Origin of the sequence: Pseudonocardia sp. Ae150A_Ps1 (assembly GCF_001932315.1) — a bacterium.
Taxonomy (GTDB): Bacteria; Actinomycetota; Actinomycetes; order Mycobacteriales; family Pseudonocardiaceae; genus Pseudonocardia.
Genome location: NZ_MCIJ01000001.1, coordinates 3,657,694 through 3,679,171 on the forward strand (window position 1 = coordinate 3,657,694; position 21,478 = coordinate 3,679,171).

General features: G+C 74.0%; 25 protein-coding genes. 14 read left to right on the forward strand and 11 right to left on the reverse strand.

Going from position 1 to position 21,478, the window contains the following annotated elements:
- Positions 1-181: 181 nt before the first annotated feature.
- Positions 182-1,405, reverse strand: a complete 1,224-nt coding sequence (locus Ae150APs1_RS17105; RefSeq protein WP_075298918.1) for a cytochrome P450 — start codon at positions 1,403-1,405, stop codon at positions 182-184.
- Positions 1,406-1,425: 20 nt separating this feature from the next.
- On the opposite strand from Ae150APs1_RS17105, the gene Ae150APs1_RS17110 reads away from it, so the two are divergent.
- Positions 1,426-2,361 carry a DUF5926 family protein gene (locus Ae150APs1_RS17110; RefSeq protein WP_010227538.1) on the forward strand — a complete coding sequence of 312 codons (936 nt, stop codon included), beginning with the start codon at positions 1,426-1,428 and terminating at the stop codon, positions 2,359-2,361.
- 72 nt (positions 2,362-2,433) lie between these two features.
- Here the strand turns inward: Ae150APs1_RS17110 and Ae150APs1_RS17115 are convergent, their stop codons facing one another.
- Complete coding sequence (locus Ae150APs1_RS17115; protein ID WP_010227536.1) at positions 2,434-2,967, reverse strand: ferritin; 534 nt, start codon at positions 2,965-2,967, stop codon at positions 2,434-2,436.
- A gap of 73 nt (positions 2,968-3,040) precedes the next feature.
- On the reverse strand, positions 3,041-3,541 hold the full coding sequence (locus Ae150APs1_RS17120) for a hypothetical protein (RefSeq protein ID WP_075298920.1): 501 nt from the start codon (positions 3,539-3,541) through the stop codon (positions 3,041-3,043).
- Between Ae150APs1_RS17120 and Ae150APs1_RS17125 the strand changes: the two genes are divergently transcribed.
- The gene (locus Ae150APs1_RS17125) at positions 3,540-4,490 is read left to right on the forward strand and encodes a pyridoxal-phosphate dependent enzyme (protein ID WP_083680182.1); all 951 of its coding nucleotides are present in this window, start codon (positions 3,540-3,542) and stop codon (positions 4,488-4,490) included. The genes Ae150APs1_RS17120 and Ae150APs1_RS17125 overlap by 2 nt on opposite strands.
- A gap of 19 nt (positions 4,491-4,509) precedes the next feature.
- On the opposite strand, the gene Ae150APs1_RS17130 is transcribed toward Ae150APs1_RS17125, so the two are convergent.
- A complete protein-coding gene (locus Ae150APs1_RS17130; protein WP_227012736.1) occupies positions 4,510-5,322 on the reverse strand; it encodes a CPBP family intramembrane glutamic endopeptidase in 813 nt (270 codons plus the stop codon).
- Positions 5,323-5,415: 93 nt separating this feature from the next.
- On the opposite strand from Ae150APs1_RS17130, the gene Ae150APs1_RS17135 reads away from it, so the two are divergent.
- Together Ae150APs1_RS17135 and Ae150APs1_RS17140 are read left to right on the forward strand one after the other, a co-directional pair.
- Entirely contained in the window at positions 5,416-5,973 is a 558-nt protein-coding gene (locus Ae150APs1_RS17135; protein ID WP_083680183.1) for a hypothetical protein, read from the forward strand.
- On the forward strand, positions 5,970-6,293 hold the full coding sequence (locus Ae150APs1_RS17140) for a DUF3817 domain-containing protein (protein WP_010227524.1): 324 nt from the start codon (positions 5,970-5,972) through the stop codon (positions 6,291-6,293). Before Ae150APs1_RS17135 ends, Ae150APs1_RS17140 begins: the two co-directional genes overlap by 4 nt.
- Before the next feature lie 3 nt (positions 6,294-6,296).
- Here Ae150APs1_RS17140 and Ae150APs1_RS17145 read toward each other — a convergent pair whose 3' ends face one another.
- Positions 6,297-7,076, reverse strand: a complete 780-nt coding sequence (locus tag Ae150APs1_RS17145; RefSeq protein WP_010227522.1) for a DUF2470 domain-containing protein — start codon at positions 7,074-7,076, stop codon at positions 6,297-6,299.
- Positions 7,077-7,216: 140 nt separating this feature from the next.
- Between Ae150APs1_RS17145 and Ae150APs1_RS17150 the strand changes: the two genes are divergently transcribed.
- From Ae150APs1_RS17150 to Ae150APs1_RS17160, 3 genes are read left to right on the forward strand one after another with little or no spacing between them, the layout of a single operon-like run.
- Complete coding sequence (locus tag Ae150APs1_RS17150; protein ID WP_075298922.1) at positions 7,217-8,125, forward strand: hypothetical protein; 909 nt, start codon at positions 7,217-7,219, stop codon at positions 8,123-8,125.
- A 2-nt stretch (positions 8,126-8,127) separates the two neighbouring features.
- Complete coding sequence (gene pheA, locus Ae150APs1_RS17155) at positions 8,128-9,075, forward strand: prephenate dehydratase (RefSeq protein WP_060574374.1); 948 nt, start codon at positions 8,128-8,130, stop codon at positions 9,073-9,075.
- Complete coding sequence (locus Ae150APs1_RS17160; protein ID WP_083680184.1) at positions 9,072-9,803, forward strand: histidine phosphatase family protein; 732 nt, start codon at positions 9,072-9,074, stop codon at positions 9,801-9,803. Before pheA ends, Ae150APs1_RS17160 begins: the two co-directional genes overlap by 4 nt.
- Positions 9,804-9,822: 19 nt before the next feature.
- On the opposite strand, the gene Ae150APs1_RS17165 is transcribed toward Ae150APs1_RS17160, so the two are convergent.
- Together Ae150APs1_RS17165 and Ae150APs1_RS17170 are read right to left on the reverse strand one after the other, a co-directional pair.
- Complete coding sequence (locus tag Ae150APs1_RS17165) at positions 9,823-10,173, reverse strand: metallopeptidase family protein (protein WP_075298924.1); 351 nt, start codon at positions 10,171-10,173, stop codon at positions 9,823-9,825.
- An 11-nt stretch (positions 10,174-10,184) separates the two neighbouring features.
- Positions 10,185-11,540 (reverse strand): septum formation family protein, encoded by a 1,356-nt coding sequence (locus Ae150APs1_RS17170; protein ID WP_075298926.1) that lies wholly within the window; start codon positions 11,538-11,540, stop codon positions 10,185-10,187.
- 254 nt (positions 11,541-11,794) lie between these two features.
- Here Ae150APs1_RS17170 and Ae150APs1_RS17175 point away from each other — a divergent pair, with 254 nt between their 5' ends.
- The 3 genes from Ae150APs1_RS17175 to Ae150APs1_RS17185 are packed head-to-tail and all read left to right on the forward strand — an operon-like array spanning position 11,795 to position 14,117.
- Complete coding sequence (locus Ae150APs1_RS17175) at positions 11,795-12,466, forward strand: hypothetical protein (protein ID WP_050802298.1); 672 nt, start codon at positions 11,795-11,797, stop codon at positions 12,464-12,466.
- A gap of 3 nt (positions 12,467-12,469) precedes the next feature.
- Positions 12,470-13,633 (forward strand): glutathionylspermidine synthase family protein, encoded by a 1,164-nt coding sequence (locus Ae150APs1_RS17180; protein WP_075298928.1) that lies wholly within the window; start codon positions 12,470-12,472, stop codon positions 13,631-13,633.
- A gap of 31 nt (positions 13,634-13,664) precedes the next feature.
- Positions 13,665-14,117 (forward strand): DUF350 domain-containing protein, encoded by a 453-nt coding sequence (locus tag Ae150APs1_RS17185; protein WP_083680185.1) that lies wholly within the window; start codon positions 13,665-13,667, stop codon positions 14,115-14,117.
- Positions 14,118-14,138: 21 nt separating this feature from the next.
- Here the strand turns inward: Ae150APs1_RS17185 and Ae150APs1_RS17190 are convergent, their stop codons facing one another.
- Positions 14,139-15,251, reverse strand: coding sequence for a nucleotide disphospho-sugar-binding domain-containing protein (locus Ae150APs1_RS17190; RefSeq protein WP_075298930.1), 1,113 nt, complete (start codon positions 15,249-15,251; stop codon positions 14,139-14,141).
- A gap of 85 nt (positions 15,252-15,336) precedes the next feature.
- On the opposite strand from Ae150APs1_RS17190, the gene Ae150APs1_RS17195 reads away from it, so the two are divergent.
- The 3 genes from Ae150APs1_RS17195 to Ae150APs1_RS17205 all read left to right on the forward strand — a co-directional run bounded on the left by Ae150APs1_RS17195 (position 15,337) and on the right by Ae150APs1_RS17205 (position 18,111).
- Positions 15,337-16,176 carry an HAD family hydrolase gene (locus Ae150APs1_RS17195; RefSeq protein ID WP_010240571.1) on the forward strand — a complete coding sequence of 280 codons (840 nt, stop codon included), beginning with the start codon at positions 15,337-15,339 and terminating at the stop codon, positions 16,174-16,176.
- Between the two features lie 182 nt (positions 16,177-16,358).
- Complete coding sequence (locus Ae150APs1_RS17200) at positions 16,359-16,949, forward strand: phosphatase PAP2 family protein (protein ID WP_083680186.1); 591 nt, start codon at positions 16,359-16,361, stop codon at positions 16,947-16,949.
- A 4-nt stretch (positions 16,950-16,953) separates the two neighbouring features.
- Positions 16,954-18,111 (forward strand): decaprenyl-phosphate phosphoribosyltransferase, encoded by a 1,158-nt coding sequence (locus Ae150APs1_RS17205; protein WP_075298932.1) that lies wholly within the window; start codon positions 16,954-16,956, stop codon positions 18,109-18,111.
- A 22-nt stretch (positions 18,112-18,133) separates the two neighbouring features.
- Here Ae150APs1_RS17205 and Ae150APs1_RS17210 read toward each other — a convergent pair whose 3' ends face one another.
- The 3 genes from Ae150APs1_RS17210 to Ae150APs1_RS17220 form a co-directional block, all read right to left on the reverse strand.
- Positions 18,134-19,081: an NAD-dependent epimerase/dehydratase family protein gene (locus Ae150APs1_RS17210; protein WP_075298934.1), complete on the reverse strand. Its 948-nt coding sequence runs from the start codon at positions 19,079-19,081 to the stop codon at positions 18,134-18,136.
- A gap of 103 nt (positions 19,082-19,184) precedes the next feature.
- On the reverse strand, positions 19,185-19,670 hold the full coding sequence (locus tag Ae150APs1_RS17215) for a DUF2304 domain-containing protein (protein WP_075298936.1): 486 nt from the start codon (positions 19,668-19,670) through the stop codon (positions 19,185-19,187).
- Positions 19,667-20,344 carry a glycosyltransferase family 2 protein gene (locus Ae150APs1_RS17220; protein ID WP_202796449.1) on the reverse strand — a complete coding sequence of 226 codons (678 nt, stop codon included), beginning with the start codon at positions 20,342-20,344 and terminating at the stop codon, positions 19,667-19,669. Before Ae150APs1_RS17220 ends, Ae150APs1_RS17215 begins: the two co-directional genes overlap by 4 nt.
- Positions 20,345-20,476: 132 nt before the next feature.
- Between Ae150APs1_RS17220 and Ae150APs1_RS17225 the strand changes: the two genes are divergently transcribed.
- Positions 20,477-21,472 (forward strand): putative sugar O-methyltransferase, encoded by a 996-nt coding sequence (locus Ae150APs1_RS17225; RefSeq protein WP_075298938.1) that lies wholly within the window; start codon positions 20,477-20,479, stop codon positions 21,470-21,472.
- Positions 21,473-21,478 lie beyond the last annotated feature (6 nt).

The following is a 21,478-nucleotide window of genomic DNA, read 5'->3' on the forward strand; positions in this document are numbered from 1 at the left end:
GCGGAGCACTTCCGACCATGATTCCACCCGCATGATTTCACCACGAGGCCTGCGAGCGTTCTCCGATCCCCTCCACCGGTTCCCGCAATTCCTGGAACTGTGATTGCGCGCAGGCGTCGGCAATTCAGCGAACGGATCTCGTAGTACGTCGGACGGCGCAGTGGAACAGCGTCCGTCCGGCTCAGCCGGTCAGGGCCAGCTCCGCCCAGCCGCGCATCACGAACCGCGGGCGGCGGACCGGTGTCCCGTGCACCGCGGCGCCGGGCAGTTCGCGCACCAGTGCCCGGAGCGCCTCGGCGATCTCCAGCCGGGCCAGTGGCGCGCCGAGGCAGTAGTGCGCGCCGGCGCCGAAGCCCAGGTGGGGGTTGGGGGAGCGGCCCACGTCGAGCCGGTCGGCGTCGTCGCCGAACACGGCCGGATCGCGTCCGGCGGCGCCGAGCAGGGCCCCGATCCGGGTCCCGGCGGGCACCGGGTGTCCGCCGACGGTCGTGTCCGTCACGGCGGTGCGGTCGAACAGCTGCAACGGGGCGTCGAAGCGGATCAGCTCCTCGACGGCCGTACCGACCAGCGACGGGTCGGCGAGCAGCCGCTGCCACTGCTCCGGGTGCCGGAGCAGTGCGTACACCCCGTTGCCGACGACGTTCACCGTCGCCTCGTGGCCCGCCATGAGGAGCAGCACGGCGGTCCCGACGAGCTCGTCGTCGGAGATCCGGTCGGAGGACTCGTCGGCCGATCCACGGACGGCGAGGAGGTCCCCGACGAGGTCCCGCCCGTCCGGGCCACCGGGTCCGCCGCCACCCGCGCGGCGCTCGGCGACGAGCTCGCGGAGCAGCGCGACGAACGCGGTGGAGGCCCGCTCGGCGGCGGCCCGGCCGTCGTCGCCGGGGTCGGGCTCGTACATCCGCACGATCGCGTCCGACCAGTCCCGCAGCGGCTCCCGCCGGTCCTCCGGCACCCCGAGCAGGTCGGCGATCACCGCGACCGGGAGCGGCTCGGCGACCAGCGCGACGAGATCGGCCGGCTCGCCGTCGCGCACCCGCCGGACGAGGTCGTCGACGAGCGCCTCGGCACGGGAGCGCACCAGCGGGGCCAGCCGCTCGGTGTGCCCGCGGGCGAACGCCGACGCCACCAGCCGTCGGAGGCGGGTGTGCGGTTCGCCCTCGCGCTCCAGCAGCGAGTTGCGGTGCAGCAGGTTGAACGACGCCAGCTCCGCCGCCGGCTCCGCGTCGGACCAGATCCGGCCCAGCCCGCGGTCGCGCAGGACGGCCGAGCACGCCGCATGACTCACCGCGACCGGGAGGCCGAGCCCGGGGTGGTCGTGCACCGGGCCCGCGGCGCGCAGCTCGGCGTAGGAGGGGTACGGATCGGCGAGGAAACCGGGGTCGGCCGGATCGAACGCATGCATGACCCGCTACCTTGCCTCCGATGGGCAAGAAGACGCGCAACCGTGCCACCCGTACCGAGGGCTCCGCGGCCGACAACCCCCGCCGGCCGTGCCCGTGCGGGTCGGGCAAGCGGTACAAGGCCTGCCACGGCGCCGGGGACGACGTGATCGTCATCCGGCCGTTCGAGGGTCTGGCCGTGGAACCCGATCTCGTCGCGATGCGGGAGTTCCTGCCGTCGGCGACGGCGCCGCTGCCGGTCCGCTCGGGCGGCCCGGTCACGCTGGCGTCGGTGCTGCCCGGTGCGTCCGCAGCGATCGTCCGGGACAACGGCGACGTGCTGATCGGGATGCAGGTGCAGACCCGCTCCGGTGACCTGTCCGCCGACCTCGCGGGCGCGCTGGCCTGGGCCCGCTCGGCCGAGCCGGGCTCGTCGCTGCCGGTCGTGGGTCCGGACCGCCGCACCGGCGAGCGGCTGCAGGACGTGCTCGACCCGGACACGCCGCTGGAGCCGACCGTGCACGGCGACTTCTCCTGGTGGATCCCGGGGGACGAGCCGGACCCCGAGGCGCAGGCGATGCTGGAGCGCGCCAACGCGGTGATCATGCCGACCGAGGCGGTCGCGGCGCCGGGTGTGCGCGGCGCGTACTGGGTGGACACGGGCTCGAAGGCGCACGTGCGCTGGGTGCGGACCGAGGACGAGACGGCCCTGATGAACGCGCTGGCCCGGCTGTCCGACCAGGACGGGCTAGAGCTCGGTGAGGGGTCCCGTTACGCCGGATCGTTCCGGGCGCACGGCCTCCTGGTCCCGGTCTGGGACGTCGACCGGGAGATGCACTCGTCGGAGTGGGCGGGCTCTGCCGCGGAGTTCGCGAAGCGGCTGGACGAGGCCCTGGCGGGGCTGGCCGAGAAGCCGCTGACGGACGCCGAGCACCGGGCCCGCGAGGTGCTGGCGGGGAAGCAGATCACGCTGCGCTGATCTGCGCTGATCCGCGGCCCCGGAGGCCCGGTGCGCGTGGCACCGGGCCCCGGGCGGACCGACGGGGGTGACTCAGGCGCGGCCGCCGGCGACGGCCGGCGCCGTCGGGTCCGCGGCCTCGGCCTTGAGCTCGCGGGCGACGAAGTCCTCGATGTGGAAGAGGTTGTCGCCGGCGCGGCGGACGACGGTGAGCAGGGTCTGCATGGAGGCGACCTCCTCGACCTGCTCCTTCAGGAACCACTGCAGGAACTGCTCGCCGAGGTAGTCGCCCTCGTCGCGGGCGGTCCGGGCGAGCGTGGTGATCTGCTCGGTGACCTGCTTCTCCTGGGTCAGTGCGAGCTGCACGACCTCCTCGACGGAGGCGAACTCGGTCTGGACGTCGTTGACGCCCGGGATGGTCGCCTTGAGGTCGTTGTCCAGCTGGTACTGGACCATGCTCAGGGCGTGGTTGCGCTCCTCGAGGGCCTGCGCGTAGAAGTGCGCGGCCAGCTGGGGGAGGTCCTCGTCGTCCAGCCAGACGGCGACGGCCAGGTACTGCTGGCTCGCGGTGAACTCGCTCCGGATCTGGTCGCGGAGCAGGGCGTGGAACTTGGTCACGTCGGTCATGGCTCCCAGGTTAGCGCTCTCGCGAGCTTTCTTGAACCGCTCAAGAGTTGAGGTCCGTCTCAGTTGGACAGGGTCACCTTTCCCCTGGTGAGGGGCCCTTCTCGTCAGGACGGGTGACCTCCGTCGGGGCGGCCGGACGGGCGTGTTCACGGACCGCGGCGGGGCCGGCGTCGGTGGTCAGCAACGTGAACTCCCACGGCCCGCTGTCGACCTCTCCCGCCCGGTCGTAGCCCACCCAGCGGCCCCGCGCGGAACGTCCCGTCGGGTCGACCACCAGCTGGATCGCGCCGTGGTAGCGGGCGCCACGATAGTGGCCGTCGGTGGCGGTGTGCTCGGTCCAGGTGCCGGTGAGGACGAGATCGGCCCGGACCAGGTCGAGCCGGAGCCGCGAGTCGTTCGACCCCGGGATGCTCGCGATCACGATCCGCCCGCGCCTGCTCGTCCGGACGGTGACGTGGTGACGGCGTTCCAGCGGACCGCGCGAGGTGCTGGTGTAGCCGTAGTGGCTGAGCCAGATCCCGTCCGGCGCGACCCCGCCGGAGGCCCGCCGTGCCCGCCACGACCCGAGTCCCATGTCCGAGATCGTGGCCGGTCGGCTCCGGCCGGGCAACGCCACGATCGCCGTACGCTGCACCGTCGTGGACGGGGTGTGGGAGGCGGAGCTGACGCTGCCGACGCCGCTGGTCGAGATCCGCGATCCGGCGTTCGGGCGGACCCGTGTCCTGTTCAAGCGCGACGACCTCCTCCACCCCGACGTGCCGGGCAACAAGTGGCGCAAGCTGAAGTACCTCGTCCGCGACGCCCGGGAGCGGGGCGCCGGGACCCTGCTCACCTTCGGCGGCGCCCACTCCAACCACGTGCGTGCCGTCGCGGCGGTCGGTGAGCGGCTCGGCCTCCGGACGATCGGCGTCATCCGCGGCGAGGAGCGGCCGACGAACCCCGGTCTGCGCCGGGCCGAGGAGCGCGGGATGGTGTTGCACTACCTCGACCGGAGCACCTACCGGCGCAAGACGGACCCGGACGTGCTCGCGGAGCTGCACGCGCGGTTCGGCGACCCGTACGTGGTGCCCGAGGGCGGGACGTCGTCCCTCGCGCTGCCCGGGCTCGCCGAGATGGTGCGCGAGCTCGACCGGCCCTACGACGCCGTCGTGTGTGCGGTCGGGACCGGCGGGACCGTCGCCGGCATCGCGGCGGCGCTGCCGGCGGGGCGCCGCGTCGTCGGGATCAGCGCGCTGCGCGGGGCGCACTCGCTCGACGGCGACGTCGACGCCCTGCACCGGGCCGCGCTCGGGCACGGCCTGGACAACTGGACCATCGAGCACCGGTTCCACTGCGGCGGGTTCGCCCGGCGCAGCCCCGAGCTCGACACGTTCCTCACCGGGTTCCGCGGCCGGCACGGGTGGGCGCCCGACCGGGTCTACGTCGGCAAGGCGCTGCTCGGGCTGGTGACGTCGATCGGCGAGGGCCGGTTCGCCGGCGAGACGGTCGTGCTGCTGGTCTCCGGCCCGGCCGAGGAGGAGTGATCCGTCCGCCGTTCCGCGGTCAGAACGGCAGTACGTCCACCAGCAGCGCGTAGCCCACGAACGCGACGATGTCGATCAGCAGGTGCGCCCCGACCAGCGGCCAGAGCCGGTTCGTGCGCTGCCAGTACCGGGCGAACACGAGGCCCATCACCAGGTTCCCGAAGAAGGCCCCGATCCCCTGGTAGAGGTGGTAGCACCCGCGCACCACGGCGGCGGTGAGCGCGGAGCGGTTCTCCGACCAGCCCAGCTGCCGGAACCGGGTGAGCAGGTAGCCGATCATGACGACCTCCTCAGCCCAGGAGTTCGCCGCCGCCGACAGGACGAGCATCGGGATGCGCCACCAGACGTCGGTGAGGGTGCTCGGGGCGACGTCCGGGGTGATCCCGGCGAGCCGCCCGATCAGGTACAGCCCCAGCCCGGGGATCCCGATCAGCGCGGCGAGCCCGGCGGAGTGCAGCGCGTCCCGCCACGGACGTCGTCCGTCGAGCCCGACCCGGCGCAGCGCGAACCCGGCGCGCAGCAGGAGGTAGGCGGCGAGGGCGCCCCAGCCGGCGAGCTGGAGCGCCCGGACCAGCTGGAACGCGAGGTCGATCCAGGCGTCGGTGGACGCCGGTGCGTTCAGGGTGACCTGCTGGTCGGCCAGGGGGGCCGGGGCGAGGAGCGCCTCGAGCAGGGACAGCGCGCTGCGCAGCCCGGAGAGCCCGAGCGTGACCGTCAGGACGACGGCGATCTCCAGCCCGATCAGCCGTCGTTCCCGGCGGTCGGTCACCGGGGCCGGGTCGGCGGGGCGGGGCGGGATCAGCCAGGTCCGCAGCGTGCTCGCCGTCGTCACACGGCCGATCATGGCATCGCGGCGGGACCGGCCCCCGCGGCGGACACCCGTCGAGTGGCACACCGTGCACGTCGGACCGGTCCCGGGAGGTACGTGACGTACCGCTCGGGCGGGCGCGGCTCACCGGTCCGGCGGTTGCGTACCCTGGTCGGCGTGATGCGGCTGCTGCTGTCCCCGAGGTGGATGGTCTGGCACGTGCTCACGCTCGGCGCGATGGTGGCCTGTGGCTGGCTCGCCGTCTGGCAGTGGCAGCGGGCCGGCTCGGCGATGGGCTCCGCCCTGAACATCGGGTACGGCCTGCAGTGGCCCGTCTTCGCCGTGTTCTTCGGCGTGATGTGGTTCCGCTTCCTGCGGATGGAGATCCGCGACCTGCGTGCCGCCGGCGTGGGCGTCGAGCCCGGTGATCCCGCCGCTCCGTCCACGGACGACGGCGGCCGGCCGGCCGGCGCCGTGCCGGCTCCCCGCGACGTGGCCCCGGAGCCCACCGCGGACGCCGCCGACGCCACGGCTGACGAGCCCGCCCGGCCGTCGCCCTTCACCGCCCGTCCGGCCGGCGTGACCGCGCCCCGGAGCACGGACCCGCAGCTGCGGGCCTACAACGAGGAGCTGGCCCGCCTGTCGGTCCGGCACCGGGAGGAGTCCACCCCGTGACCGTCGCGACCGCCCTGCGGGCCTACCGCATCTCGGCCTGGGTGACCGGTGTGGGGCTGCTGCTCCTGACCTTCTACGCGATGCCGGCGAAGTACCTGTTCGGCGACCCGCGCCCGGTCGCGCTGATCGGGATGGTGCACGGCTTCCTGTACATGATCTACATCGTGTGCACGCTGATCCTGGCCGAGCGGTGCCGCTGGAAGCCGGTGTTCGCCGTCGTCATCCTGGCGGCGGGCACCGTCCCGGTCGCGTCGTTCGTGGCCGAGCGCAAGGTGACGCAGAAGGTGCAGGCCGAGCACCTCGCCGGCGCCGGCTCCTGACGCTCAGCCCTCCGTCTGCGGTACCGCGGGGCAGCCGACCAGCTCCGCGAAGCGCTTCTGCAGCTCCGCCGGGGTGGTCGCCTCGGAGGAGAACGACAGCCGGACGTCCTGCGTCCCGCCGCCCGGCGCCGGGACCCGCACCCGCAGCCCGCACCGGTCCACGCCGATCGGCCGGATCCGGCCGTCGACCCCGCGCAGGCCGTGCGGCAGGTGCCGGCGCAGCGCGCACAGCATCTCGGGGTGCGCCTGGTCGAGGTGTTCGAGCCAGGGCTGCTCGACCTGGCAGAACGGGTCCGGGTCGGCGGCCGCCAGCTCGGCGGGCGAGACCGACGCGCAGCCCTCGGCGTCGGAGTAGACCCCCGACGACGGGTGCAGCCGCAGCAGCGTCGCGCCACGGCCGGCGTCGAGCAGGTTGGGGTGCGGGGCCTTCTCGGCCAGCCGCAGCGCCCGCTCCCGTCCGGTCCGTGGGTCCGGCTCGTGCAGCCGCCCCAGGAGCCACAGCAGCTCGCGGACCGGCTCGGGCAGCGGCACCGGTGTCCGCCCGGTGAGCTCCAGCATCACCGGCAGCCCGTCGGCCGACAGCCGTGCCTGCTCGCGCACCCGGTGGTCGTCGGGCAGCAGCAGGTCGGTCGTGCCGTCCGGCCAGGTGTGGTGCATCAGCGGCGCACAGGGCTCCGGCTCGCCGGTCCCGACGAGTGCGGCGGTGCCGCCGCGCATGACCAGGCTGCGTGCGCGCTCGGCGACGGCGGGCGTCGGCGGACGTCGCGTGCGGGTGGTTCCCACTCTCACCTCCGATTAGGCAACCCTTACCTAATCAGTCGTGAGTGTTGCCTGTCCATAGTGCGGTGGCTGTGCTGCTGGGCACGTGGGGAGAACCCCCGTTGTCCACCGGCCGTGACCCGACCGTTAGCGTCGTCGGCGTGATGACCGTGCCCTCGGGTTCAGCTGCCGACCCGTGGCCGATCCGTCCGCTGCTGGCCGCGCTGGTCGACGACACCAGCCTCCTGCAGCCCCGGGCCGTCGCACCGGGAGTGGACGCGGTGGTGTCCCGCTACCTCGCCGCTCGCGACGGTCACTACGGAGGCCTCGTCGGGCGGTTGGTGTGCCCGGCCTCGCAGCTTCCCGCCGTGGTCACCGAACTCGCCCGGTCCGCGCCGAACAGGCCGGCCGAGCTCGCCCTGGTCGTGGACACCGGCCTCGGCGCGGTGCCCAAGGCCCTGTCGACCGTGTTCTCCCGCTCCAGCCTGCTCACGCCGAGCACCGTCGAGTGCGCCGCCCCGCCGGACGTCGACGGCGTGTGGCTCGAGCGGGTCTCCGAGTTCGTCCCGGACGAGGTGACGCCGGTCGTCGAGCCGCGCCGCCCCGTCGAGGGCGACGCCGACGGCACGGAGGCCTGGCTCGCCGCCGTCCGGAAGGTCGCCGGGCACGGCTGCACGCCGAAGATCCGGATGGGCGGCCCCCGGCCGTCGGACGTCCCGGAGACCGGCGACGTGCACCGGTTCCTCCAGGCCGGTCTGGAGAGCAGCACGGGCGGGATCTCCGCGCAGGGATTCGACCGGATCGTGCGCGAGGAGCCGTCCGGGTCCTTCACCCGCGGCCGGCACGGCCTGCTGAACCTGATCGTCGCCGTCGCCCGGATGACCGGGGTCAGCGCCTCGCCCGAACCGGTCGAGGACGCCCTGGACACCACCGACGGCGAGGCGCTCGCCCGGGAGCTCGACGAGCTGCCCGAGGCCGCCGTGGAGCAGGTCCGGACGGTGCTGCCGCGCTGCGGCGTCGACCCGGACCCGGTGCCGATCGCCGATCTCGTCGCGCTCGGTCTGCTGGACTGAGCATGGCCCGGATCGGATTCCTGGGCCCGCACGCCACCTTCACCGAGCAGGCCCTGCGGACGCTGCCCGAGTCGCACGACGCCGAGCTGGTCCCGCTGCCGGGCGCGCCCGCCGTGCTGGCGGCCGTCCGCGACGGCTCCGTCGACGCGGGCTGCGTCCCGATCGAGAACACCGTCGAGGGGGCCGTCCCGCCGGTCCTCGACGGTCTCGTGGAGGACCCGCCGCTGGTGATCGCCCGGGAGGCCCGGATCGCGGTCCGGTTCTGCCTGCTGGGGCGGGCCGGCACCGATCCCGCCGCGATCCGGACGGTCGCCTCGCACGGGCACGGCATCGCCCAGACCCGCGGCTGGCTGGCGGCGAACCTGCCCGGCGCCGAGGTCCGAGTCAGCTCCTCGACCGCCGAGGCCGCCGCGCAGGCCGCCCGCGGCGAGGTCGACGCGGCCGTCGCGGCCCCGCTCGCCGCGGACCGGCACGGGCTCGCGGTGCTGGCCGACGACATCGCCGACAACGCCGGCGCCGTCACCCGCTTCGTGCTGCTCACCCGGCCCGCGCCGCCGGCGTCGCCGACCGGGTGGGACCGCACCACGCTCGCCGCGACGACCACCAACCGGCCCGGGACCCTGCTCGGCCTGCTCACCGAGCTCGCCGTGCGCGGGATCGACCTGACCCGGATCGAGTCCCGCCCGGTCAAGGACCGGCACGCCGAGTACTGGTTCCACCTGGACTGCTCCGGGCACGTCTCGGAGCCGGCGATGGGGGAGGCGCTCGCCGCCCTGTACCGCCGCTGCGACCGGCTGATCTACCTCGGCTCGTTCCCGCGTTCCGACGTGCCGCCGGAGCCCGTGCAGGGGACCGGCAGCCCGGTGGTGCCGCTGGACACCGCCACCGCCGACGACTACGCGGCGTCCGAGCGCTGGCTCGCCGCCGTCCGCGAGGGGGCCCGCAGATGACCGCGCCGCACGACGGCCGACCCGACGACGAGCACGACGGCGCCGCGTCCTTCGCCGCCGTCGGGGTCGGTGCCCGCCTGCCGTCCGTACCGCCCGACGACGGCGCCGTCCGGCTGGTGCTGGTCCGGCACGGGCGGACCCCGTCGAACGTCCGGCACGCCCTCGACACCGGGCTGTCCGGCCCGGGGCTCGACGAGCTCGGGCACGAGCAGGCCCGCGCCGTCGCCGGGCTGCTCGGCGGCTGGCCGGTCCGGGCGCTGTACGCCTCGCGCGCCGTCCGCGCCCAGGAGACCGCCGCCCCGATCGGCGAGGTGCTCGGGCTCGACGTGCGGTCGCTGCCCGGCGCCCACGAGGTCTACGTCGGCGAGCTGGACCGGCGCGCCGACGACGACGCCCGCGAGATCTTCGACGGGATCTTCGAGGCCTGGTGGGACGGCGACGTCACCCGGCCGATGCCCGGCGGCGAGTCCGTGCAGGACGTGTGGGACCGGTTCCTGCCGGACGTGTCCACGGCGCTGGAGCCGGTCACCTCCGGGGCCGTCGTCGTGGTGAGCCACGGCGCCGCGATCCGGCTCCTCACGCTCGCGCTGCTGGACGGCCCGGACGCGCAGTTCGGCCGGGACAACCCGATCCCGAACACCGGACGGGTCGTCCTCCGCCGGGACCCCGGCGGCTGGACCCGGGAGCTGTGGGACCCGATGCCGGACCGGACCCCCTCGTCGCACTGACCCCGGGCGGCGGCCGGGGTCAGCCCCAGCCGAGCTCGTGCAGGCGGTCCTCGGAGATGCCGAAGTGGTGCGCGATCTCGTGCACCACGGTGATCGCGGCCTCGTCGACGACGTGGTCGTCGTCCTCGCAGAACTCCAGCACCGCATCCCGGTAGATCGTGATCCGATCCGGTAGCTCGCCCGCGTAGTCGGCCGTGCGCTCGGTCAGGGCGACACCCTCGTAGAGGCCCAGCAGCTCGGGCTCCTCCGGGTTCCGCGGCTCGACCAGCACGACGACGTTGTCCATCTCCCGGGTCAGCTCCTCCGGGACGAGATCGAGCGCCTCGCCGACCAGTTCGTCGAACCGGTCCGGTGGCATCGGGACCGGCACCCGAGCCGGCCTCAGTCGCCGAGCCCGGGGAGCCCGGGCGGAACGTCCAGCGACGGTGGCGCCACCCCGGTGTCGGGGGCGGCCGGCTGCTCGGACTCCGGCTGCTCGACCGGGGCCTGCGAGCCCTCTGCGGGCGGGGACGACTCCTCGGGGGAGGCGGTGGCGCCCGGCGAGGCCGGTGCGGACGGCGCCGCCTGGTCACCGACCACGATGTTGCCCTTGACCGACCCGGTCACCGACGCGAACCCGCTGCCGTCGGGCAGCAGCGTGCCGATGTTGCAGTTGACCTTGCGGCTGCCGGCCTTCCAGGACTCCTCACCGAGGTTGCCCCAGTAGACGGTCAGCTTCTTCTCGCCGATCACCTTGTCGTTGCCGGCGAACTTGTTGGCGGCGTCGGTACAGGCCGGCTGGAGGAACTTGTCCTGGTCCTCGACCGCGGGCCAGCCCTCCTTGAACTCCGTACCGAGGTCCACGACGCCCACCGTCTCGACGGCGTGCGGGCCCGCGCAGTCCGTCGGGTCGCCGACGGTGCGGCCGTCGATCCCGAGGCAGGTGCCGGCCGGCTGGACCGCGGACTGGTCCTGCTCGGCGACCTTGCCGGTGATCGGGAACATCTTCCCGCTGCGGGACGCCATCTGGAGCCCGCACCGCATGCCCTTGTCGCCCTCGTTCCAGCGCGCCTCGGAGGGCTTGAGCGCGCCGACCCGGAACTTGCCGTCTGGGTCGAACTTCCCGTTCAGGTACTTGGTCGCGACCGGGGTGCACCGGTCCGCGACGAGCTTCTGCCAGGCCGCGTCGGTCGGGAAGACCGGCTGGTCGGCGAGCGCGACCCGGCCGGCCTGCTCGAACAGGTGCGGCTGGGCGCAGTTCACGGCGGCGGTGTCGGTCGCGTCGGCACGGTCCCAGCTCAGGCAGGTGCCGGGCACGTCCGGCGGGGGCGGCAGCGGCGGCGGCTCCTCGACGCGCGGCACCCCGGACGAGGCGAACGACCCCAGGACGGGCACCTCGGCGCCGAGCAGCGAGTCCAGCGACGCCACCGTGAACATGAGGATCGCGCCGACGAGGACCCCGATCCCGATCCGGCGGGCACCGAACGGGCCCCCGGCGGGGCTGCCGCCCTGCGTCACGACGGAGCCGTCGTCCGACGCGGAGGAGGCGGCGTCGGTCTCGTCCCGGCGACGACGGCGGCCGGGGGCCACCGGGGTCGCGGACGTCGCACGCTCCGGCGGGGCCATGACCGACGTCGCCCCACCGGTGGCGCGGGAGTAGCGGCCGTCGTACCCGTCGTAGGCCTGCTCGCCGGTCGTCTCGGGACCGGTCTCGGCGGGCCGGCGGGGCGCGGAGCCGGCAGGGGAGCTGGGATCCATGGCCCGTCCATGATGCAGTCCGGCGCGCCGCACCCTCACCCGGCCGGGTCGCCGGCGCGGTCATCGGTCGGCGGCGTGCTGTGAACGTGCAGGTGACGGCGCCGGTGCGGGACCGACGCGGAACCGGTGCGACCACTCGTCGGGCCGGCGGACGACGAAACGCAGCCGAATCGAGATCAGGATCGCGCGCCGGGGCCGGCCATGGGCCGGGTAGCCTGCGGCCCGGGGGGATGCAGCGCGATGGGTGATCTTCGATGAGCGATGGACGGCAGCCGGGTCACGACCCGGCCGAGGGCGCCGACGACCGCACGCCGCCGGCCGGTACGCCTGCGGCGCAGCCGGACCGCACCGGTGCGGCACCGCGCGGCCGGATCCGTCAGCAGGACGGCAGCACCGCACCCCGCGAGCCCACGCTGGCCGAGAAGCGGGCCCGCGAGCAGAAGCTGCGCGCCGACCGCGAGGCCGTGCGGCAGAAGGAGGCCCGCTCCCGGACGACGAAGCGGGTGCTGATCGGGGCCGGCGCCACCATCGGCGTCGTCGCGCTGATCGCCGGTGTCTACGCCGCGTCCTCGCCGGACGAGGAGGTCGTCGCCCAGTGCGTCGACGAGAACCAGGTCGTCGTCCCGGACGAGAACTGCGCCGGCGCCTCGCAGCAGGGCCAGGTCAGCAACGGCGGTGGCGGGTTCGCGTTCGTCCCGATCTTCCTCGGTGGTGGCGGGCGCCAGTACCACTACAACTACGGCAGCACCGGCGGTGTCGGCCAGGTCGCGACCGGTGGCTCGGTCAACCCGCCGCCGGCGGCGTCGAAGAGCGGGACGACCGTGCGCAGCGGCACCTCCGGCAGCACCATCTCGCGCGGTGGCCTCGGGGTGGGCGGGTCCAGCTCGTCGTCCTCGGGTGGCTCGTCCTCGTCGTCCGGGAGCTGATCGGTGCGACGCGAGCGCGGCACCCCGCGTCCGGACTGGCAGCGCACGGTCGCCGAGCAGGGCCTGGTGTTCGGCACGCCCGGCCGGGACGGCTCCGGCGGTGAGCGGCCCTACTGGGACGAGTCGGCGCACTACGTCTTCGAGATGGACGAGATCCTCTCCCTCGAGGCCGACGTCGAGGTCCTGCACTCGATGTGCCTGACCGCCGTCGACCACGTGGTGACGACGGAGCGCTTCAAGGACTTCGCGCTGCCCGAGTGGAGCTGGCAGGCCGTCGCCGAGTCGTGGCGGCGGGCCGACCCGTACGTCTACGGCCGGTTCGACCTGCGCTACGACGGCTCCGGCCCGGGCAAGCTCCTGGAGTACAACGCGGACACGCCCACGTCGCTGCTCGAGGCGTCGATCCTGCAGTGGTACTGGCTGCAGGACGTCCACCCCGGCGACGACCAGTGGAACTCCCTGCACGAGAAGCTCGTCGAGCGCTGGGGCGAGATCCGGCAGGGACTGCCGTCGTCCGAGGTGCACTTCACCTGGTCCGGCGCGGAGTCCACCGGCGAGGACCACATCACCGTCGGGTACCTGCAGGAGACCGCGGCCGCGGCCGGCATCGACACCGTCGGTCTGTCCATCGAGGACATCGGCTGGGACTCGGCGCTGGACCGGTTCGTGGACCTGGAGGAGGCGCCGATGTCGGGCGTCTTCAAGCTCTACCCGTGGGAGTGGATGCTCTCCGACGACTTCGGCAAGCACGTCACCCGCAGCCTGCCGGAGACGCTCTGGCTGGAGCCGCTGTGGAAGACGCTCCTGTCGAACAAGGCGCTGCTCGCGGTGCTGTGGGAGCTCTACCCCGGGCACCCCAACCTGCTGCCCGCGTCGCTGAACGACCCCGGGATCCTCACCGAGTACGTCCGCAAGCCGCTGCTCGGCCGGGAGGGCTCGAACATCCAGGTCGTCGCGCCCGGGTACGAGACGGCGACCGGCGGCGTCTACGGCGACGAGGGCTTCGTCTACCAGATGTTCGACCCGCTGCCCGAGTTCGACGGCTACCGCCCGGTGCTCGGCGCCTGGCTGGTCGGTGACACAGCCGCGGGCCTGGGCATCCGCGAGACCGCCGGCCTGATCACCGACGACGGCGCGGCGTTCGTGCCGCACCGCATCACGTCCTGACCGCTCCCCGCATCTCCTCCGGAGGCATTCCGTGATCCTCGCCCAGGCGCTCGACGCCACCTACTGGGGCTTCCTCGGCCGTGGCATCGGCGCGATCCTGCTCTACGCCGTCATCGGCACGCTGCTGATGCTGGTCGGCTTCTGGGCGATCGACCTGACGACGCCGGGCAAGCTGCCGCAGATGGTCCGGGCCGGCCTGCCCAACGCCGTCACCATCACCGCCGCCGGGATGATCTCGATGGCGTTCATCATCGTGCTCGCGATCTACGCCTCGGCCGGGTCGCTGCTCCAGGGCATGATCTCGTCCCTGGTGTTCGGCCTGGTCGGGATCATCGCCCAGGTCGGTGCGGTGCGGCTGCTGGAGTGGGTGACCGGCATCGACATCGGCGACGTCATCCAGGACGACGAGCCCCGCGCGGCGGCGAAGGTCGTCGCGGCGGCCCACCTGGCGCTGGGCCTGATCGTGGCGGTCGCCGTCTTCTGACCCCGGTCGGGGGCGGCCGGGTCAGGCCAGCGCGGCGACGACGTCGACCCGGGCCTGCGGCGGCGGCATCGCGGCGATCTCGGCGCGCACCTCCCGCGCCGCGGCGGCGAGCTCGCCGTCGTGCACGAGCCGGTGGAGCGCGTCCGGGGTGAGAGGGCCGCCGATCCCGGCGCCGCGGGCCTCGACGAGCGCGGCGTTGTGCCTGCGGTCGCCCGGTCCCGGCAGCGCCAGCTGGGGTACGCCCACGGCCAGCGCGGACAGCACGTGCCCGGAGTTCCCGCCGTGCAGCACCGCCGCGCAGGCGGGCAACAGCTGCGCCGGTGGGACCCGGCCGACCGAGCGGATCCCGGGGCCGAGCCTGCGGCCCAGCCGGGCGGGCGGGCGGACCAGCACCAGCTCGCAGTCTGGGCCGTCGCCGCTCCGGGCGATGCGCACGGCGGAGGCCTGCAGGTCACCGCGGACCGGACCGCCGCCGCGCAGGACCAGGATCCGGGGCCGGACCGACGGCTCCTGCAGCCACGCCGGCGGTGCGCCGCCCGAGGACCGCCACACCGGACGGACCGCCAGCGCGTCCCGCGCCCCGACCAGGCTCGCCGGGGCGATGGTCAGGACCATCGCCGGTGCCGGGACCCTGCGCAGGCCGTGCCGGATCCGGGCGCGCTCCAGCGGGCGGGCGTCGAGCAGGGTGCGGGCGGTCGCGAGGCCGTCGAGCAGGCCGTTCTCGTGCAGCACGGCGGGGACGTCGTGCCGCGCGGCGGCGAGCGCCCCCGCCACCGCCAGCGGCTCGTGCAGGACGACGTCCGGCCGCCACTGCTCGGTGACGGTCACCAGCGCGTCGGTCAGCTCCTCGTTGACCGGCGCGAACAGCGACCGGACACCGGCGTCCCCTCCCTTTCCGGCCAGCTCCGCGCGTGCGGTCGCCGGGTGCGCGACGAGCGACCGCGCCGCCAGCCGTCCGATGCGCAGGTTCCGGGCGACGTCGATGAAGGGCAGCGGCCCGGGACCGCCCGACGGGAGTGCCTCACCGCCGCTGGCCAGCAGGACCTCGTGACCGGAGTCCCAGAGCGCGTGCGCGAACGGGAGCAGCGGCGGCAGGTGCCCCGCCAGCGGGGCCGCGACCACCAGAACACGCACCCGACGAGGGTATCCACCCCGCCGTCCCCCGCGGGGCCGAACATCGACATCGGGCAGCCGTCCCGGTATCCGTAGGCTCGGTGTCGTGATCGCCGAGAAGCCACCGCGGTTGGTCGCCACCGACGTCGACGGGACCCTCCTCGACGACGGCGGCGCCGTCTCCCCGCGCACCGCCGCCGTCGTCGGACGGCTGGTCGGTGCGGGCGCCGGTTTCGTGCTCGTCACCGGACGGCCACCGCGCTGGATCCCCCCGATCGTCGCGCGGCTCCCGGAGGGGCTGGTGCGGCTGTGCGTGTGCGCGAACGGTGCCGTGCTCTACGACGCCGTCGACGACGTCGTCCTCGGCGCGCACACGCTGGCCCCGGACGCGGTCCGCACCCTCGCGGCGCTCGCCGGTGAGCTGTTCCCGGGCTGCGGGCTCGGCGTCGAGCGGGTCGGGAACGCGGTCTCCGGCGGAATCGCGCGGGGCACCGTCGACGAGTTCCTCACCGGCCCCGGCTACGTGCACGCCTGGGGCGAGCACGACGGCGGCGAGGCCGGCCACGACGAGCTCCTCGCCCACCCGGCCACCAAGGTGCTCGTCCGGGCACCGGAGCTGACCAGCGAGCAGATGATGAAGGCGCTCGCACCGCGGGTGGACGGGCTGGCCGACCTGACGTTCTCGCACCCGTCCGGGCTGATCGAGGCGTCCGCGCCCGGCGTCACGAAGGCCACCGGGCTGGCCGCCGTCGCCGAGCGGCTCGGCGTCACCGCCGCGGAGACGATCGCGTTCGGGGACATGCCGAACGACCGGGAGATGCTGCGCTGGGCGGGCACCGGGGTCGCGATGGGCAACGCGCACCCGGACCTGATCGGACTGGCCGACGAGGTCACCGCGCCGCACACCCACGACGGCATCGCCGAGGTCCTCGAACGCTGGTTCTGACGGCGGTCGCCCACCCGTGCACCCGCGGGGCGGGCGGTGGTCGCCGGCCGTTCACCCCGCCCTCATCCGCGGGTCCGTGACGTGCCCCGATCCCGGCCGGGGACCCGCCCGCGCGTACCATCACGGGCTGTCATCGCCCGGGCCAGCCGGGTGCCAGCGGCACGCCAGGAGGGCCCCACCCCGTGGCAGACACCCTGGACCGTTCCGGTCCGCAACCGACCGCCGACGCCGGCGCCCCGAACACCGCGTCCGCGACCGGCGAGATCGCCGTGCTCGCGACCGTCCAGGACACGCTCGCGAACGACGGCTCCGTCCGCGTCGCGCGCGGCATGTCGCTGTTCGGTGAGCACGCCGCGGGCTGGCTCGCGATCGGCCTCGCCGGAGCCGCGCTGGACCGTCCGCGCCGCCGTGAGTGGCTCGGTTCGGCGGCCGCGGTGGCGTTCGCACACGGTGCCTCGATCGGCGTCAAGCGCGTCGTCCGGCGGCACCGCCCGGACCACCCCTCGGTCCGCGTCCTGGTCGGCACCCCGAGCCGGCTGAGTTTCCCGTCCTCGCACGCCACGTCCACGACCGCGGCCGCCGTGCTCTACGGCGGCCTGCTCGGCCGTCGCGCCCGGCCGGCGGCCGCCGCCACGGTCGGCCTGATGGCGCTCTCGCGCCTCGTCCTCGGCGTGCACTACCCGACCGACGTCGCCACCGGCACCGCGCTCGGCGCGGCCGTCGCCGCCGGCGCGCGACGCGCGATCCGCCGCAACCCCAGCACCGGAGGGTGAGCGCATGACCAGCACCGACCCCACGAAGGTCGACCGCACCGACCGCGACGACGAGGGATCCCCGTCCTCGTCGAACGGCTCGTCCGGCACCGACGGCTCCAAGGGCACCGCCGCCTCCGCGGACGGGTCCGGCACGCCGTCGAAGGCCGCCGTCGCGGAGGCCGCCGACCCGACCACCCCCGTCGAGCCGGACGCCCCGGACGACGCCGGCACCCCCGAGGGCCACGAGGCCGACGCCGCGGGCGGGACCCCCGCGCCGCACGTCCCGCTGGACCCGTCCGAGCGGACCACGGCGATGGTCGCCCGCGGCCTGCTCAAGACGATGCGCCCGCGCCAGTGGGTGAAGAACGTCCTCGTGTTCGCCGCGCCGTTCGTCGGCGGCGGGCTCTTCGGCGTCGAGGTCCTGATCGACTGCCTCATCGCGTTCGTGGCGTTCTCGCTGGCCGCGTCGGGTGTCTACCTCGTCAACGACGCGCTCGACGTCGAGGCCGACCGCGCGCACCCGACGAAGCGCCGCCGCCCGATCGCCGCCGGCATCGTGCCGGTGCCGCTCGCCTACGCGGCGTCCGCGGTGCTGTTCGCGGCGGCGATCGTGCTGTCGATCCTGAGCACCTGGCAGCTCATCGTCGTGCTCGCCGTCTACGTGGCGGTGCAGCTGTCGTACTGCCTGTGGCTCAAGCACCAGCCGGTGCTGGACATCTGCATCGTCGCGTCCGGCTTCCTGATGCGGTCCATCGCCGGTGGTGTCGCGACCGAGATCCCGCTGTCCCAGTGGTTCCTGCTGGTCACCGGGTTCGGCTCGCTCTTCATGGTCGCCGGCAAGCGGTACGCCGAGATGCGCCTCGCCGAGGACACCGGCGCGAAGATCCGGAAGTCGCTGGAGAGCTACTCGGCCTCGTACCTGCGCTACATCTGGTCGCTGTCGGCCACGGTCATGATCATGACCTACGGCCTGTGGGCGTTCGAGATCCGCGAGGCGCACCACAACACCGTGTGGTCGGTGCTGTCGATCGTCCCGTTCGTGATCGCCGTGCTGCGGTACTCGGTCGACGTCGACAAGGGCTCCGGTGGGGAGCCCGAGGAGATCGCGCTGGGCGACCGGGCGCTCCAGGTGCTCGCGGTGGCCTGGATCGCGATGCTCACGCTCGCCGTCTACAGCTGACCGCCCCGGCCGGGCGCACGGGTCAGGAACGACCCGTGTGCCAGGCCCAGGTGGCCGCCAGACCGTCGGCGAGGGTCGTCGGGGCCGGGAGGCCCAGCGCCGCGATCCCGCGCGACGGGTCCAGGCAGCTGCGCCGTAGCTCCCCGGGCCGCGCCGGCTCGTGCTCGGGGGTGAAGGCGCTCTCGTCGATCCCGGCGATCCGGCCGATCGTCGCCGCCAGCTCGGTGATCGTCGACTCGGTCCCGGTCCCGACGTTGAACACCTCGCCGGCCAGGTCCCCGTCGGCGAGCCGGTCCGCCGAGGCCGTCGCGGCCCGCGCCACGTCACCGACGAACAGGAAGTCGCGGGTCTGGCCGCCGTCACCGAACACGGTGGGCCGCCGGTCGCTCCGCGCGCGGTCGCAGAACAGCGACACGACGCCGGCGCCCCCGGCCGGGTGCTGACGCGGGCCGTAGACGTTCGCGAACCGCAGCACCAGCGCGGGCAGGCCGTGCGCCCGGACGAAGAACCGCGTGTAGCGCTCCGCGGCGAGCTTGCTCATCCCGTACGGCGACTCGGGCTCGGCCGGCTCGTCCTCGGTCGTCGGCAGCGGCGCGCCGTCGCCGTAGATCGCCCCACCGGTGGAGCAGACGACGACCCCGCGGGCGCCGGTGTCCCGCGCGGCCTGCAGGACCGAGAGCGTGCCGAGGACGTTCACCGACGCGTCGTGCACCGGGTCGGCCATCGACGTGCGGACGTCGATCTGCGCGGCCAGGTGGTACACCGCCTCGGGTGCGAACTCGGCGGCGCACTTCGCGAACCCGTCGGTGTCGCGGATGTCGAGCTCGGTCAGCGCGACGCCGGGGGCGAGGTTCTCCCGCTTGCCGGACGACAGGTCGTCCACGACGAGCACCTCGTCACCGCGGGCGAGCAGGGTGTCGACGAGGGTGGAGCCGATGAAACCGGCGCCGCCGGTCACGAGCGCGCGCAATGGGTCCTCCCGTGTCAGCGAGCGGTGCGGGGGTGGGGTCGTCCCGGACGAGCCGGACGTTTCCCGGGCCGTGGACCTCGTCGTCGGGCGAGCGTCGTCCGGGTCAGGTCTCGGACCGGCCGGCCGCGCCGGCAGCGGTGTCCTCCGCGTCCAGGCGGTTGCCGTTGGTGGAGAGCGTCGCCGACCGCGCGTCGCGCGCGTCGAGGGCGTCCAGGCGCCGGGCGAGCTCCTCCTCACGGCGGCTCAGCTCCGCGTCGCGGACGGCGATCTGCCGGGCCAGGTTCGTCAGGTGCTGGCTGATCTCGCGGCCACGCAGGTAGGTGTTCAGCATCCCGAAGACGAACGCGACGACCAGCAGGTAGACGATCAGGTCGGTACCGCGGCCGATGCCCAGGGCGCGGGCGACGAACGTGACGTCGTCCGGCCGCAGGATCGCGTAGATGTTGAGCACCACGAAGGCGCCGAACGCGAGCCGCTTGCTCGCCCGGACCCCCACGCTCTGCCCGCTCCGGACGAAGTAGACCAGCGCGCCGATCGTGGCGACCAGCAGGAGGATCTGCAGGATCACGGTGTTCGTCTCCTGGGTCATCGCTGCCGGACCGACAGGTCGAACAGGATGTTCACCCCGTTGAACAACGACTGCCCCTTGGAACGGGAGTACTCGGTGTAGTGAATGGTGACCGGCACCTCGCGGATCCGCCACGGCGACCCGGCCAGTGCCGCGACGATCTCCGACGCGTGCGCCATCCCGTTCATCGAGATCCGCAGCTCCTCGACGACCGGCCGGGACAGCACCCGGAGGCCGTTGTGGGCGTCGGTCAGTTTCAGCTTCCGGCTCGACGGCGACAGCGCCGCGACCGTGCGCAGCACGATCCGCTTGAGCAGCGGGATCGGCTCGGTGGACTCCAGGAACCGGGAGCCGAGTACGACGTCGGCCTGACCGGTGCGGACGAGCTCCGCCATCCGGTGGGCGTCGTCGATGTCGTGCTGCCCGTCGGCGTCGAAGGTGACGATCCGCTCGGCGCCGCGCCGCAGCGCGTAGTCGATCCCGGTCTGCAGGGACGCGCCCTGGCCGAGGTTGATCGGGTGCTTGACGAGGTGCGCCGCCGTCCCCGCGATGCGCTCGGCGGAGGCGTCGCGGCTGCCGTCGTCGACACACACGACGTTCGGGAAGCGGGTGCGGATCCCGTCGACCACCTCGGCGATGACGGTCTCCTCGTTGTACACGGGGACCACCACCCAGGTGCCGGTGTCGGCGGCCACGTCCACTCCCTCGCTCCTCCCGGGCGCCGGGTGCTCCCGTCCGCCACCCCGCAGGCTATCGGTCCCGTTCCGGGCGGTACGCGACGGTCGGCCGCGATCCGGACCTAACGGGCATTCCGTACGGTGGAGGGGATGGATGCGAGGACGCTGCTCGAGCTGATGCTGTCCGACCTGGATGACGCGCCGGAACTGTACCGGCCGACCGACTTCTGGCGGACCGGACTGGAGAAGGTCGTCTCCGACCTGCGTGACCGTGGGTTCGCGGAGTTCCGCGGGCACCCGTCCGCGCAGTACTTCTACGCGCCGCAGTACGCCCCGGTGTCCCGGCCCGCGGCGGCGCTCGCGCGGGTGCTGGGGACGGCGGGTGAGCCGGGAAGGCTGGTGCGTGAGCGCATCGACCAGGTCCCGGTCGCGCGGGCGCACCACGCCTCGGTCACGGCGCTCGACCCGGCCGACCGGCCGCCGTTCCTCGGCGGGTTCTCCGAGTCGACCGCGGGTGCGCCGGCCGAGCAGCTCGTGTTCGCCGGCCGCCGGTTCAGCCGGTCCTCGCTGAACTACCTGCGTGGCCTGGTGATGCTGAAGCGGGCCGTGCCCGATCTCGACGTGACGACCGTCCTGGAGATCGGCGGCGGGTTCGGCACGCTCGGCGAGATCCTCGCCGGCACCGAGGACGTGCGCTACATCGACGTCGACATCCCGCCGGTCGCAGCGGTCGCGACGCACTACCTGCGCGAGGTGCTGGGGGAGGGCCGGGTGCTCGACTACGCGGCCACCCGCGAGCAGGAGAAGATCGCGATCGACGAGATCGACCGGCCGGCGACGGTGCTCTGCTCCTGGCAGCTGCCCCGGCTGACCGGCACCGTCGACCTGTTAGCCAACTTCATCTCGTTCCAGGAGATGGAACCCGAGGTCGTCGAGAACTACGCGAACCTGGTCACCGACCTCGGCGCGCGCTGGCTGCTGCTGCGCAACTCGCCGACCGGGAAGCCCGGCGTGCGCGAACCGATGCTCCGGCACCGGTACCTGGAGATGTTCGACCGCTTCGAGCTCGTCGACTCCGACGCCGGCCTGTACGGCCAGGACTCGGAGGGCACGGTGTCCGAGGTGATGGTGCTGGCCCGCCGGTGACTACCC